Source organism: Scopulibacillus cellulosilyticus (assembly GCF_042665295.1).
Lineage (GTDB): Bacteria > Bacillota > Bacilli > Bacillales > Sporolactobacillaceae > Scopulibacillus_A > Scopulibacillus_A cellulosilyticus.
On the sequence record NZ_JBHTCO010000005.1, the window covers coordinates 124893 to 138878 of the forward strand.

Consider the following 13986-nt stretch of genomic DNA (forward strand, 5'->3'; position numbering starts at 1 on the left):
TTATTATAGGAATGTAAGTTTTTCTACGATTTTGTGAAAACTGTCGTAAAAGGAGTGAATGGGATGCCAACTTCTACAAAAGATCAAGCGAAGCAAGATGTCTATCAAGCTCGCGATACGTTTTCTGCAAACGGTAAAACGTATCATTACTATAAGTTGGACGCATTAAAACAATTTGGTGACATTGAGAGACTTCCTTATTCTATTAAGGTTTTACTAGAGTCTGTATTGCGCCAATATGACGGAAGAGTTATTAAAAAAGAACACGTTGAAAACCTGGCAAAATGGGGAACAGAGGGACTAAATAAAGAGATAGATGTTCCTTTTAATCCTTCCCGTATTATCCTTCAAGACTTCACTGGCGTACCAGTTGTTGTTGACTTAGCTTCATTAAGAAAAGCTATGGCGGATATGGGCGGCGATTCTGATAAGATTAATCCTGAGAAACCGGTTGATCTTGTTGTTGACCACTCTGTTCAAGTTGACCGCTTTGCATCAAATGAAGCTTTAAAGTATAACATGGAGAAAGAATTCGAAAGAAATATTGAACGTTATAAATTCTTAAAATGGGCACAAAAATCATTCGAAAATTACCGTGCCGTTCCGCCTGCAACAGGCATCGTTCACCAAGTTAACCTAGAATACTTAGCTTCAGTCGTTCACGCGAATGAAGAAGAAAATGGTGAATATATCGCATTCCCTGATACATTAGTAGGTACAGACTCGCACACGACTATGATTAACGGTCTTGGCGTTCTTGGCTGGGGCGTCGGCGGTATTGAAGCTGAAGCCGGCATGCTTGGTCAGCCTTCTTACTTCCCGGTTCCTGAAGTTATCGGTGTTAAGCTGACTGGCGAACTTCCAGACGGTACAACTGCAACTGACTTAGCGCTAAAAGTGACTCAAGTGCTTCGTGCTGAAAGCGTTGTAGGCAAGTTTGTTGAATTCTTCGGTCCTGGTATGGCGACAATGTCTCTTGCCAACCGTGCGACAATTTCTAACATGTCACCTGAAAACGGTGCCACAGCAACATTCTTCCCTGTGGACGAAGAGACTTTAAATTACATGCGTCTTACTGGCCGCAGCGAAGAACAAATTAAGCTTGTCGAAGCCTACTGTAAAGCAAACGGTTTATTCTATATACCTGACGCAAAAGATCCTAGATTTACAAAAGTGATTGAACTTGATCTTTCAACTGTTGAACCTTCTTTATCAGGTCCTAAGCGTCCGCAAGACCTTATTCCTCTTTCTCAAATGAAAGATGAATTTAACAAAGCGCTTGTCAGTGAAGCAGGTAACCACGGCTTCGGCTTAGGTGAAGATGAAATTAAAAAAGAAGTCACTGTTAAGCATCCTGACGGCAAAGAAATCGCGCTTAAAACCGGTGCGGTTGTTATTGCGGCTATTACAAGCTGTACAAACACTTCAAACCCAAGCGTTATGCTCGGCGCCGGTCTTGTAGCTAAAAAAGCCGTTGAAAAAGGTTTGAAGGTGCCCAGTTATGTAAAAACAAGCTTAGCACCTGGTTCTAAAGTTGTTACAGATTACCTGGAAGATGCAGGATTAACACCTTATTTAAATGATCTTGGATTTAATACAGTCGGATATGGATGTACAACATGTATCGGTAACTCCGGTCCGCTTCCTGAAGAAGTTGAGAAAGCCATTACGGATGGAGACATGACTGTTGCTGCCGTTCTGTCTGGCAACCGTAACTTTGAAGGACGGATTCACCCGTTAGTCAGAGCAAACTATCTTGCTTCTCCGCCGTTAGTCGTTGCCTATGCATTAGCAGGTTCAGTCAACTTTGATTTGCAAAATGATTCATTCGGCAAAGATAAAGACGGCAATGATGTTTACTTCAAAGATATCTGGCCAACACCTGAAGAACTTGAAGAAGTGATGACTAAGTCAGTCAGCCCTGAAATGTTCAAGAAAGAATATGGACGTGTCTTCGAACAAAATAAACGCTGGAATGAAATTGATACGAGCGAAGGCAAGCTTTATGATTTTGATGAAAACTCAACATATATTCAAAATCCGCCATTCTTTGAGAACTTATCAGCTGAACCAGGAAAAATCGAACCCCTTAAAGGCTTGCGTGTCGTAGGCAAATTCGGTGATTCCGTGACAACTGACCACATTTCACCAGCAGGTGCGATTGCGAAAAACAGCCCAGCTGGCAAATACCTTATCGAAAAAGGCGTCAAACCTGCCGACTTTAACTCATACGGTTCACGCCGCGGCAACCATGAAGTCATGATGAGAGGTACTTTTGCAAACGTACGTATCCGCAACCAAATCGCACCGGGTACAGAAGGCGGCTATACGACTTATTGGCCTACTGATGAAGTAATGCCTATTTATGATGCATGCATGAAGTATAAAGAAGACGGCACAGGTCTTGTTGTTCTTGCCGGCAAAGATTACGGTATGGGAAGTTCCCGTGACTGGGCCGCAAAAGGTACAAACCTTCTTGGCATTAAGACAGTTATTGCTGAAAGCTACGAAAGAATTCACCGCAGCAACCTTGTTATGATGGGTGTTCTTCCGCTTCAATTCAAAGAAGGGGAAAATGCTGATAAGCTTGGTTTAAGCGGCAAAGAAACGATTACAGTTGATATTGATGAAAATGTTAAACCGCAGCAGCTTCTTAAAGCCACTGCGACTGATGAAAACGGCAAAACAACCAACTTTGAAGTCGTTGCCCGCTTTGACAGTGAAGTTGAAGTTGATTACTACCGCAACGGCGGTATCCTTCAAATGGTGCTTAGAAGAAAATTACAAGAAAATGCTTAATATAAAAAGCTGTCGAGATCTGATCTCGACAGCTTTTTTAATAGAAAAATTATTGTGCTTGACGATAATAACAGTCTTTTTTTACAGTTTCTTTTTTTTTCTAAAGCGAAACTGATGACTGTGAGTACAAACGATGCTGCAATAAGGACACTAATTAGTCCAACAATACCGCTCCAGCCAAAGATGCTCCAGAAGTAACCGCCAAAAGCGCCAACTAAACTTGATCCTGCGTAATAGAATAGCAAATATAATGATGAAGCTTGTGATTTATTCTGCTTAGCTCTATCGCCCACCCAGCCGCTGGCTACTGAATGGCAGCCAAAGAAGCCAAATGTAAATACAGCCATGGCGATTATTTTTATAATCAAGCTTGGAACTAAGGTTAGTAAAATTCCGGCCAACATGATAACGGCAGATATCATAATAACTTTTGCCCGTCCTTTTGTATCTGCCAAATGACCCATCCATGTTGAGCTGAATGTCCCCATGATATAGACAATAAATAATGAACCGATAACAGACTGGCTTAATGAATAAGGTTTTTCCGATAAAAGATAACCAATATAGTTAAACATGGTGACAAAACCGCCCATCAGCAAGAAAGCAATCGCAAAAATACAAACTAGTCCCGGATTTTTAAGATGTCCGCCAAGTGATTGCAAGAAAGAACTTACAGATACGCGTTTTGCAGTAAAATGGCGGGAATCGGGAAGGAATTTCCAAAACAAAAAGCTAATAATTAGACTAGTTATTCCAATAAACAAAAAAGCGATTTGCCAAGAAAAGAAATCAGTGATACCGCCAATAACGATACGTCCGTACATACCGCCGATTGAAGTACCGCTAACATAGAGTCCCATCACGTGCCCAAGACTTTTCGGGTGATATTCTTCATTAACATAAGTCATGGCAAGCGACGGGACACCGGCCGCAACGACCCCAAGCAGCGCTCTTAGTAAGAGTATGGTCGTAAAATTAGGACTGAAAGCTGTGATTATCGTTAAAATTGAAGAAGCAACCATTGAAAATATCATGATATGTTTTCTTCCTACAGCATCGGAAATAGCTGCAGCAATCAGCATAAAAATGGCTAATACGCCTGTCGAAAAAGAAAGACTAAGACTGGCAACAGATGGTGAAATACCGAAATGCTTAGAAAAAATCGGCATTAATGGCTGGGTTGTATAAAGAATCGAAAAAGTTACAAACCCGCCAAAGAATAAAGCCAGATTGGATTTCCAATAGTGCTTTGTTCCTCGTTCAATATAAGTCAATGTTCTTCACCTTCTAATATAGGGTTTCCACTTTTATGGTATCCCTATATTTTGCATAAGTCCAATTTATTATTTGCATTGTTTTAATGCATATACGTTATAATTAATATATGACGTGAAAATTAATTAAAGGGAGGGAATGTAGGGTGGAATGGTACCAGTTAGAGTATTTCAGAACAGTGGCTGACCTGGAACATATGACAAAGGCAGCTGACAAATTATCGGTCTCCCAGCCGGCACTCAGCCGGGCTATTTCTAAATTAGAAGTGGAATTAGGTGCTCCGTTATTTGACAGACAGGGCCGTTCAATTAAGCTGAATCGTTATGGGCAATTGTTTCGGGAAAAAGTCGAAAAAGCGATGGATGTTATTATAGAAGGAAAGCAAGAGGTACAAGATATGATATCGCCGGATAAAGGGGAAATTTCGGTTGGATTTTTACATACTCTTGGGAATGAATTAATCCCGGAATTATTGGCGGTTTATCGCAAAAAGTATCCGGACATACGTTTTCAGTTATTTCAAAATGCGCCGGAGATTTTACTGAAGAAATTATTAAAAGGAGAAGTTGATCTTTGCTTAACTTCACCGCCGATTCATCATCCGGACGTCAATTGGGACCACCTTTTGTTAGAGTCTCTTTATATATGTGTACCCAAAGGTCACCCATACGCTGATCAAGAATCAGTTTCTTTTTTTCAGCTTCAGGGAGAAGATTTTATCTGTATGAAAAAAGGATTTAGTTTGCGCTCTATTTTTGACAGGCTTTCTGATAAAGCTGGTTTTGATCCGGATATTGTATTTGAAGGCGAAGAGGTGGCAACATTAGCCGGACTGGTTGCCGCAGGTCTAGGGATTGCTCTGATTCCAAAAACTAAAGACATAGACCCGAACCGGATGGCACTGATTGAAATCAATGATTTAACGTGTCAAAGGAAAATTGGGTTAGCTTCAAGAAAAGCAAAATATATATCACCAGCTGTAGAGGGGTTTAAGAAGTTTGTGATTGACTATTGCAAAGCTGCTACTTGAGTCTTCCAATTTACAGCTTTACAATAAGAAGCGGCCATTTATATAGAATAGTTTCGGGCGCAGGAGAACATAGCTAATCATTACAAATAAATAAAACTTTAAACTAAATGATATAAAAATTAAGCTGCTGACGTATTTGTCAACAGCTTTAAATTTTTACTCCGCATATTCAAGTTCAAATAGGAAGTCAACAAGCGCCATTAAACCTTTATCAAAGTTTTCAAGATGAAAGTGCTCGTTTGGCGCATGGAAGTTTTCCTCATCAAGACCAAAGCCCATAAGTACAGCCGGCAGGCCGAGTTTTGTATTGAACGTTTCTACAATTGGAACAGATCCGCCCATACGAGCATATGTAGGATCAACATGATAAGCTTCTTTTAAAGCTTTTCCTGCAGCTTCAATGGCAGGGTGGTCATATGGTGTGATAAACGGCTTGGCTTGGTCAAACAAGGTTGTTTCAACAGTAACACCAGGCGGCAAATGTTTATCGATATGTTTAACGATAGCATCGGCGATTTCCTTAGGATCTTGGTCTGGAACGAGACGGCAAGTGATTTTAGCGTGTGCCTCAGAAGGAATAACGGTTTTAATGCCTTCACCTTGGAAGCCGCCGTAAATGCCATTGATTTCTAATGTCGGTCTGCCCCAAGTACGAGCAATTGATGAATATCCTTCTTCACCGAACAATTCCTTAACACCGAGCTGTTTTTTCATTTTTTCGTCGTTCGATAATTCTTCATAAGTTTGCATTTCTTCATCGGTTAATGGACGAACTTTGTCATAAAATCCTTCAACAGTAACTTGTCCTTTGTCATTATGCATTGTTGCTAACAGCTCAACGAGGGCATGAATAGAGTTTTGGACAGCGCCGCCGAATATACCCGAGTGAAGGTCGCCCTTTGCTCCTTTTAAATCGATTTGCAGGCCGCATAGACCTCTCAGTCCGTAACAAACAGACGGTTTTCCTTTTTCAAGCATACTTGTATCGGAAACAAGTAAGACGTCGGCAGATAATAAGTCATGGTGCTCGTCCACAAATGGGTCTAGATTAGGGCTGCCGATTTCTTCTTCGCCTTCAATGCAGAATTTTACATTAACAGGAAGTTCACCTTTAGTTTTTAGAATTGCCTCGATCATTTTAATATGCATAAATACTTGGCCTTTATCATCACTTGCACCGCGGGCATAGATTTTGTCATCACGGATCGCCGGTTCAAACGGCGGTGTTTCCCAAAGTTCGATTGGATCAACCGGCTGTACATCATAGTGGCCGTAAATTAAGACAGTAGGCTTTCCTTCTGCTTTAAGCCAATCACCGTAGACGACAGGGTGCCGTTTCGTTTCCATCACCTTAACGTTTTCAACACCTGCTTCTTTTAAGGCCATTGCCAGCCATTCAGCTGCCTTTTTAACATCTTCCTTGTGTTCAGAAAGAGAGCTGATGCTTGGAATTGATAATAATTCTTTCATTTGTTCCAGATGCGCATCACGATTTTCTTGCAAGTATTTTTTGACATCTTCATTCATTTGTAACGCCTCCTCACATGTTTATCCCGGAGCAACCATAAGCGGGGAAAAAGACCCCGCTTATGGAAGTCTTACTTTATTGTATATAGAAAACCAGACATTAGCAAAGTTTGCACGCTAATGTCTGGCGTATTTTTTAAAAGTTGAAGAAAGTATAAGTTTAAAGATTGCCAATCGGCCGGTTTTTTATGGTTTAAATTTTCGCTGCCTGAATTTAACAATGAGGAAGATGACAAACACAGCGATTATAACAATGGCAAATACGTCAATATAAGGTGCTGTGATCTCTTTAATTTTTCCCCAGTTTTGGCCAAGCTGTTCACCGATATAAATAAATAGAATCGACCAAGGGATAAGCGCTAAAATTGTAAAAACCATAAATTTATTAAGCGACATTTTAGAAATGCCGGCCGGAATGGAGATAGCTTGGCGGACGACCGGAACAAAACGGGCAAAAAATATCACGCCAACACCATACTTTCTGAACCACATTTCTGATATCTCGAGGTGTTTTTTATGTATTAATAAGTATTTTCCGTACCTTTCCAGGAAAGGCCTGCCGCCATAATAACCGATCCAGTAAAGGAAGAGTTGTTGAAAAGCGCCGCCAATGGTTCCGGCAATCACGGCACCAACAAAATTCAGGTGACCGGTCGAAACCATAAAACCGCCATAGGCTAATACGAGTTCACTAGGAATAATTTCTATCATCAAGGCTAAGGCGACGCCGAAATAGCCTAGACTGATGATATAATTCAATAATTCCATAATCAATTCTTTCATAATAGGTTACCTACTTTTCATTTATTGTTTTGCTTTCAACTAAACAACTGGATTTGCATTTGTTATAAACCATTTCCATTATAACGGAACTTGTCTATTCTATAAATATGACAAGCTAACAAAAGAAATGTTAAAAATAAAAAGTTATAATATTGACACAAGAAAAACGTAGAGTTATAATTTTATAAAAATAATGAATTTACCAGATACACTGAAAGATCTGAATGTGATACCTGCCAGTATCAATAACTCAGACATAGATGCCAGTGACTGTGCATACTGCAATTATGCCGGTTTCTGGCATTTTCAATTTTTAAACGCCGATATAAAGGAGGCGATTCATTTGAATGGCCCATTATCAGGTATTCGAGTCGTAGATTTATCAAGAGTGTTAGCCGGACCTTATTGCACAATGATATTAGGCGATTTGGGAGCCGAAGTGATCAAGATTGAAGCGCCTGGCGGCAATGATGATACACGAGGGTGGGGCCCGCCGTATGTTAAAGGCGAAAGCGCTTACTACTTGTGTACAAATCGTAATAAAAAAGGTTTAACACTCAATTTAAAATCTGAAAAGGGCAAAGATATTTTAAGAAGGTTAATTAAAGGAAGTGATGTATTAATACACAACTTTAAAACGGGAACAATGGAAAAATGGGGTCTTGACTATGAATCTCTTAAATCGGATCATCCTGAGCTGGTCTATTGCCATATCAGCGGATTTGGAGAAACCGGACCTTTAAGCAAACTTGCGGGATATGATTTTGCGATTCAAGCGATGAGCGGCTTTATGAGTATCACGGGTTCCGAGGATTCCGGCCCGACCAAAGTCGGAGTAGCCATAACCGATGTCCTGACGGGGTTATACGCAAACATTGCTGTACAATCCGCTTTATTAGAAAGGGCTAAATCAGGTCTGGGGCAGGCCATTGATATTTCCTTATATGATGCAGCCATCAGCGGTCTTGTGAATACTGCAAGTAATTATTTAGTATCTGGAAAAATTCCTAAAAGATTAGGAAACTATCATCCTAATATTACTCCGTATCAAACTTTTAAAACAAAAGACGGAGAAATGGTCGTTGCGGTTGGCAATGACCGCCAGTTTCAATTGTTTGCCGATTGTATTAATGCACCGGAGCTTAAAGAGGATCCGCGGTTTATCAAAAATTCCGATCGCATGTCTTATCGGGAAGAACTGGAAGCATTGATCCTTGAAAAGCTGACACAGGAAAATACAGATAAGTGGATCCGTTTATGCCGGGAAAAAGGCATCCCGTGCGCGCCGATCCAAGAGATTGATGAAGTCTTTCAAGATCCTCATGTCAGAGCGCGCGAGATGGTCATCGAGATGGATCATACAAACGGTGAAAAAATCTCTATGGTTGGAAGTCCATTGAAAATGTCAAGAACTAAAGTTTCATATGAACTGCCGCCGCCAATGGTCGGTGAGCATACAGATGAAATATTAAAACAATTAGGGATAACTGAGGAAGAATGTGAAATCTTAAAAAATCAAAAAATCATATAGGAGTTGATCTGAATGGATTTTAAATTATCTGAAGAACAAGAAATGTTAAGGAAAATGGTTAGACAATTTGTTGATAAAGAGATTATGCCGTACATAGGGGATTGGGATGCCAATCATCATGTGGAGAAAAATATTTATAAAAGACTGGCCGAATTGAATTTAATGGGCGTTTGTATTCCAGAAGAATACGGCGGCAGCGGCATGGATTACAATTCATTAGCCATTGTCTGTGAAGAGCTGGAGAGAGGCGACACAGCCTTCCGGACAGCTGTATCTGTTCATACAGGACTGAATAGTATGACCCTCTTACAATGGGGCAATGAACAACAAAAGCAAAAATATCTAGTACCGCAAGCAAAAGGCGAAAAGCTTGCCGCCTATGGATTAACAGAGCCGAATGCAGGATCTGACGTTAAAGCAATGCAAACGACTGCTGTTCGCGATGGCGACGATTATATCTTAAATGGTGAGAAAACATGGATTTCCCTTTGTGATATGGCTGATCATTTTATTGTGTTTGCATATACAGATAAAGAAAAGGTTCATAAAGGTATTTCAGCGTTTATTGTTGAACGGACGATGCCTGGCTTCTCTTCAAAAGCGATTAAGGGAAAACTTGGCATTCGTGCAGGCAACACCGGTCAAATTTTCTTTGATAATGTCAGGGTCCCTAAGGAAAATCTATTAGGGGAAGAAGGGGAAGGCTTTAAAATTGCCATGTCAGCATTAGATAACGGACGGTTTACCGTGGCTGCAGGCGCTTGCGGCATCATTATGGCCTGCTTGGAAGCCAGCATCGATTATTGCCATGAACGGAAAACATTCGGTCAAGAAATCGGTAAGCACCAACTCGTCCAACAAATGATAGCTAACATGGAAGCGAAATTGCAAATGGCGCGCTTACTTGTATACCGTGCCGGTGAGTTAAAAAATGAAGGGGTTCGCAACACCAGGGAAACTTCTCTCGCTAAATGGCAAGCTTGTAACTTCGCTAATGAATCCGCTAATGATGCTGTGCAAATTCATGGCGCTTACGGTTATTCTAATGAATATCCTGTTGAAAGACATTTGCGTAATTCTAAAGCACCTGTTATTTATGAAGGCACAAGAGAAATTCATACAATTATGCAGGCAGAATATGCGCTTGGCTATCGCAAAGATAAGCCTTTAAGAAAAATGCTTCCAAAATGGCCCAGCAGCAAAGAATATGAAAAATTAAATAAATAAATCTATAAAATCAAAGGAGACACTATTCAAGTGTCTCCTTTGATTTTAAACCCTAGTGCCTGTGAAATAGCTTCCGCCGTTTTCTTTGTTTCTTCCTGAATCCGTTGACCGCGTTCTCCGAAAAAACGTATAGTCGGGCCGCTGACCGCAAGTGACGCACAAACTTGACCCGTATGATCCCGTACCGGATAAGATATCCCGATCGTTTCAGCATCTTGTTCACCGTGGCTGACAGCATAACCATTCAGTAAAATATCTTCAAGCTCTTTTTTAATCTCAGTTTTTGTTGTCATGGAGAATGGCTCAGTCACTTCGGAAAAATGTGAGGTTTCCAGATAAGCATCTATAAAAGCTTGGTCTTGATAAGCTAAAAGCAATTTGGGGCCGGAGCCGACATGCAAAGGTGACCGCTTGCCGACTCTTGTATGAAGACGAAGTGTCTGATTGCTTTCAACTTTTTCAATGTAAACACCTTCGAATTGGTCGATGATAACAAGATGGACGACTTCATTAGTTTTTTTACAAAGACTCTCCATATAAGGATAGGCAATTTTTCTAGTTTCTAATTCTTCACTGACGATATTCCCCAGTTCTAACAGCTTCAATCCCAGAGTATAGCGGATATCGTGTTCGGAATGTTTCTGTTTAGAAAGAACCCCGCGTGACTCCAAAGCGCTGATCAGTCGATATGCAGTAGGTTTTGGCATGTCCAATTTTTTTGAAATATCGCTGAGAGAAAGATCATGCTGACCTATAAATAAATCTAAAATATCAAGTGCTTTAAGGACACTTTGATTCATGATAAGGAATCCTTTCTGAAAGTAGCTTCAATATAGAATAAGACACCTCACCAAGTAAACCCTGGTGAGGACTTAGGAGTTAAAATATCAGCCATTCGGTATCTGATATTAATGATAAGCCTTTTGTTGAGCCGCCGATTTCTTCTCGACAGATTCTTTAATAATAACCCCGCGTTTTTTCATTTCTTCAATATAATGGTCGCCAGGTACAATTTGTTCAGGCGGATAAACACCTTTTTTGGTAATCGTGCCGTTTGCGATCATTTGCGCTGCAACAGATATAGTGTATGCTGTAGAACGCGCCATAGCTGTTACATGATTTATTTTATCATTAAATGTCGTCATTTCATATGAATAGGTGCATTGTTCGCCGGCCTTTGTGCCTGAGACGCTGACACGGAGAAGAACAACGTCGTCTTTGTCTTTGAGGTCCACGATAGGATCGAGTACCTTAAGCATAACTTCCCGGGGTTTTACTTTAACACCGTTCACTTCAACCTCATAATCCCGCTGCGTTAAGTTAAGATCGACAAGCAGCTGGAACTTTTCCGCATGTCCCGGATAACGGATTGTTTTATATTCAAGATTTTTCAGGTCAGGGTAGCTTTGCGAAAGTGTTGAAGTACCGCCGGCGGTATGAAAAGCTTCTAATGGACCAAAATGATCAAAGTAAACCGTTTCAATTTCGGAAAGTGAAGGAACCAACATTTTTTTGCCATCACGAATAACAAGGGATTCATCTGTATAATGATCAAACACGCCTTCCATTGAGAAAACATGGTTGTATTCAAATGGAGGCTCAGGTTTTACTGGAATGCCGCCGACCATAATTTTAATAGAGTCTGTTTCATCAAGTTTGCTGACACCATAACCTGATAAAATATTGATCATTCCCGGAGCGACGCCTAAATCAGGAATCAGTGTCACGCCGGCATCCTGGGCTTTATCTTTTAATGCCAAAACTTTATCTGTTGCGTGACCGATATGACCGCCAAGATCGCATAAATTAACGCCAACCTTTACAGCCGTTTTGGCCACTGTTTCATTAAAAGTATAAAAGAGGGCATTTATGACAACATCGAAATCCTTCATAAAGTTCGCTAATTGGTCTTCGTCTTTAGCATTAATATAGGCTGAAGAGATTTTTGAACTGTTAAGCAATTGAACAATGTCTTCAGCTTTTTGTACATCAACATCAGCAATAACAACCTCTTTGACACCGCTGGAATTAACGAGATCTCTCGCTGCCTCTTTACCCATTAATCCAGCACCTAATACAGCTACTTTCATGATAGATTCCTCCCCGTTATTTTTTTACAGGCAGCCCAAAAAACTCTTTTTGAACTGCCTTTTTATCATTTTAATTGTTGTCGATTTGGGCTCTTTGCAAGCTGCCGCTGTAATCGACATAGACCGCACGCCATTCTGTGAAAACATCTAAAGCAGCAGTACCGGAATCACGGTGTCCATTGCCCGTTTGTTTCGTTCCGCCAAACGGCAAATGAATTTCTGCACCGGTCGTACCGGCATTAATATAGACAATGCCCGTATCAAGGTCGCGCATGGCAGTAAATGTTTTATTCGTATCATTAGTGTAGATAGCACTTGAAAGACCAAAGTTTGTTTCATTATTGACCTCAATCGCTTCTTCAAGACTGGAGACAGGAATTAAGGAAAGGACAGGGCCAAATATTTCTTCTTTCGCAATTCTCATGTTTCGGTTAACATCGCTGAAAAGGGTTGGCTGATAGTAATGACCTTTAGCTAATTCTCCATCGTCAACGATTTTACCGCCGCAAAGAAGGGTTGCGCCTTCTTCTTTGCCGATTTGTACATATTCATCAATCTGCTTAAGCGCACGCTTCGAAATAACAGGTCCGACATCAACTTCTTCATCAAGGCCATTGCCTAATTTAAGTTCTTCAATTCTTTTTACAAGAAGGGATTCCAATTTTTCTTTAACGTCCTCATGTACAATAAGACGGCTGCAAGCTGTACAGCGCTGTCCGGCTGTACCGAAGGCACTCCAAACGATTCCGTCAACCGCTAAATCAAGGTCGGCATCATCCATGACGATAATGGCATTTTTGCCCCCCATTTCAAGAGATACACGCTTTAACAATTCGCTTGCTCTGCCGGAGACCTTGCTTCCGGTTTCGGTTGAACCGGTAAATGAAATGATATCTATATCAGGATGCTCAACCATTGCTTGGCCAACGGTGCTGCCGGAACCATAGACGAGGTTGACAACCCCTTTTGGCAAGCCGGCTTCTTCAAATATTTTAACGAATTCATGGGCGAGAGCAGGGGTGTCAGTAGCCGGTTTCCAAACAACGGTATTACCGCCTACCAAGGCCGGGAATATCTTCCAACTGGCGATGGCAATCGGAAAATTCCAAGGTGTGATGAGCCCGGCAACGCCAACGGGAACGCGCATGCTCAACGCATATTTATTAGGAAGCTCGGAAGGTACTGTTTGACCGAAGAGACGGCGCCCTTCACCAGCCATATAATATGCCATATCAATAGCCTCTTGGACTTCGCCGCGGGCTTCGTCGATAACTTTACCCATCTCTGAAGTTAAAAGTCGTGCAAGCATTTCTTTTTTTTGTTTCAATAAATCGCCGATTCGGAATAAGTATTCTCCACGGGCAGGTGCTGGAACTAATTTCCAGGTTTTTTGAGCCTTTTTTGCTGCTTTGACCGCTTCATTTACTTCTTTTTCAGATGATACGGTTACGAGACCAATCACCTCTCCGTTTGCTGGATTAACATTTTCTACGGATTCACCGCTGATTGACGGCTGCCACTCTCCGTCAATAAAATTAAGGTAAGCTGTTTTCGTTGATGTGACCATTATAAAACCCTCCTTAAAAGTAACCGTTTTCAATTATTTAATCCTTGTTTCACAAAATGAAACATTTACACCGACAATCACATTATATGATGTAAAAACATAACGTTCAAGTATATTTTTAAGATTCGTAATAATTATACCAATTTAGACAAAAGGC

At 40.8% G+C, this 13986-nt stretch carries 10 protein-coding genes; 4 read left to right on the forward strand and 6 right to left on the reverse strand.

Annotated elements, in window-relative coordinates; translation table 11 throughout:
• Positions 1-63 precede the first annotated feature (63 nt).
• Entirely contained in the window at positions 64-2799 is a 2736-nt protein-coding gene (acnA, locus tag ACFQRG_RS07195; RefSeq protein ID WP_380965180.1) for an aconitate hydratase AcnA, read from the forward strand.
• On the opposite strand, the gene ACFQRG_RS07200 is transcribed toward acnA, so the two are convergent.
• Entirely contained in the window at positions 2796-4073 is a 1278-nt protein-coding gene (locus tag ACFQRG_RS07200; RefSeq protein ID WP_380965181.1) for an MFS transporter, read from the reverse strand. The two genes, acnA and ACFQRG_RS07200, sit on opposite strands and share 4 nt — an antisense overlap.
• A 146-nt stretch (positions 4074-4219) precedes the next feature.
• Between ACFQRG_RS07200 and ACFQRG_RS07205 the strand changes: the two genes are divergently transcribed.
• Positions 4220-5104, forward strand: a complete 885-nt coding sequence (locus ACFQRG_RS07205) for a LysR family transcriptional regulator (protein WP_380965182.1) — start codon at positions 4220-4222, stop codon at positions 5102-5104.
• A 156-nt stretch (positions 5105-5260) separates the two neighbouring features.
• Here the strand turns inward: ACFQRG_RS07205 and ACFQRG_RS07210 are convergent, their stop codons facing one another.
• Together ACFQRG_RS07210 and uptA are read right to left on the reverse strand one after the other, a co-directional pair.
• Positions 5261-6631: a dipeptidase gene (locus ACFQRG_RS07210; RefSeq protein WP_380965183.1), complete on the reverse strand. Its 1371-nt coding sequence runs from the start codon at positions 6629-6631 to the stop codon at positions 5261-5263.
• 186 nt (positions 6632-6817) lie between these two features.
• Positions 6818-7414 (reverse strand): undecaprenyl phosphate transporter UptA, encoded by a 597-nt coding sequence (uptA, locus tag ACFQRG_RS07215; protein ID WP_380965184.1) that lies wholly within the window; start codon positions 7412-7414, stop codon positions 6818-6820.
• A 343-nt stretch (positions 7415-7757) separates the two neighbouring features.
• Here uptA and ACFQRG_RS07220 point away from each other — a divergent pair, with 343 nt between their 5' ends.
• Both ACFQRG_RS07220 and ACFQRG_RS07225 read left to right on the forward strand, forming a co-directional pair.
• Positions 7758-8945 carry a CaiB/BaiF CoA transferase family protein gene (locus ACFQRG_RS07220; RefSeq protein WP_380965185.1) on the forward strand — a complete coding sequence of 396 codons (1188 nt, stop codon included), beginning with the start codon at positions 7758-7760 and terminating at the stop codon, positions 8943-8945.
• Between the two features lie 12 nt (positions 8946-8957).
• A complete protein-coding gene (locus tag ACFQRG_RS07225) occupies positions 8958-10172 on the forward strand; it encodes an acyl-CoA dehydrogenase family protein (RefSeq protein ID WP_380965186.1) in 1215 nt (404 codons plus the stop codon).
• A gap of 26 nt (positions 10173-10198) precedes the next feature.
• Here the strand turns inward: ACFQRG_RS07225 and ACFQRG_RS07230 are convergent, their stop codons facing one another.
• The 3 genes from ACFQRG_RS07230 to ACFQRG_RS07240 form a co-directional block, all read right to left on the reverse strand.
• Positions 10199-10972: an IclR family transcriptional regulator gene (locus ACFQRG_RS07230; protein WP_380965187.1), complete on the reverse strand. Its 774-nt coding sequence runs from the start codon at positions 10970-10972 to the stop codon at positions 10199-10201.
• Positions 10973-11080: 108 nt separating this feature from the next.
• Positions 11081-12262, reverse strand: coding sequence for a saccharopine dehydrogenase family protein (locus ACFQRG_RS07235; RefSeq protein WP_380965188.1), 1182 nt, complete (start codon positions 12260-12262; stop codon positions 11081-11083).
• Between the two features lie 70 nt (positions 12263-12332).
• A complete protein-coding gene (locus tag ACFQRG_RS07240; protein ID WP_380965189.1) occupies positions 12333-13829 on the reverse strand; it encodes an aldehyde dehydrogenase family protein in 1497 nt (498 codons plus the stop codon).
• Between the last annotated feature and the right edge of the window lie 157 nt (positions 13830-13986).

Bases quoted from the DNA above. Each gene is read 5' to 3' on its own strand.
- acnA (WP_380965180.1), top strand. From the start codon at position 64: ATGCCAACTTCTACAAAAGATCAAGCGAAGCAAGATGTCTATCAAGCT.
- ACFQRG_RS07210 (WP_380965183.1), bottom strand. From the start codon at position 6,631: ATGAATGAAGATGTCAAAAAATACTTGCAAGAAAATCGTGATGCGCAT.
- uptA (WP_380965184.1), bottom strand. From the start codon at position 7,414: ATGAAAGAATTGATTATGGAATTATTGAATTATATCATCAGTCTAGGC.
- ACFQRG_RS07225 (WP_380965186.1), top strand. From the start codon at position 8,958: ATGGATTTTAAATTATCTGAAGAACAAGAAATGTTAAGGAAAATGGTT.
- ACFQRG_RS07230 (WP_380965187.1), bottom strand. From the start codon at position 10,972: ATGAATCAAAGTGTCCTTAAAGCACTTGATATTTTAGATTTATTTATA.
- ACFQRG_RS07235 (WP_380965188.1), bottom strand. From the start codon at position 12,262: ATGAAAGTAGCTGTATTAGGTGCTGGATTAATGGGTAAAGAGGCAGCG.
- ACFQRG_RS07240 (WP_380965189.1), bottom strand. From the start codon at position 13,829: ATGGTCACATCAACGAAAACAGCTTACCTTAATTTTATTGACGGAGAG.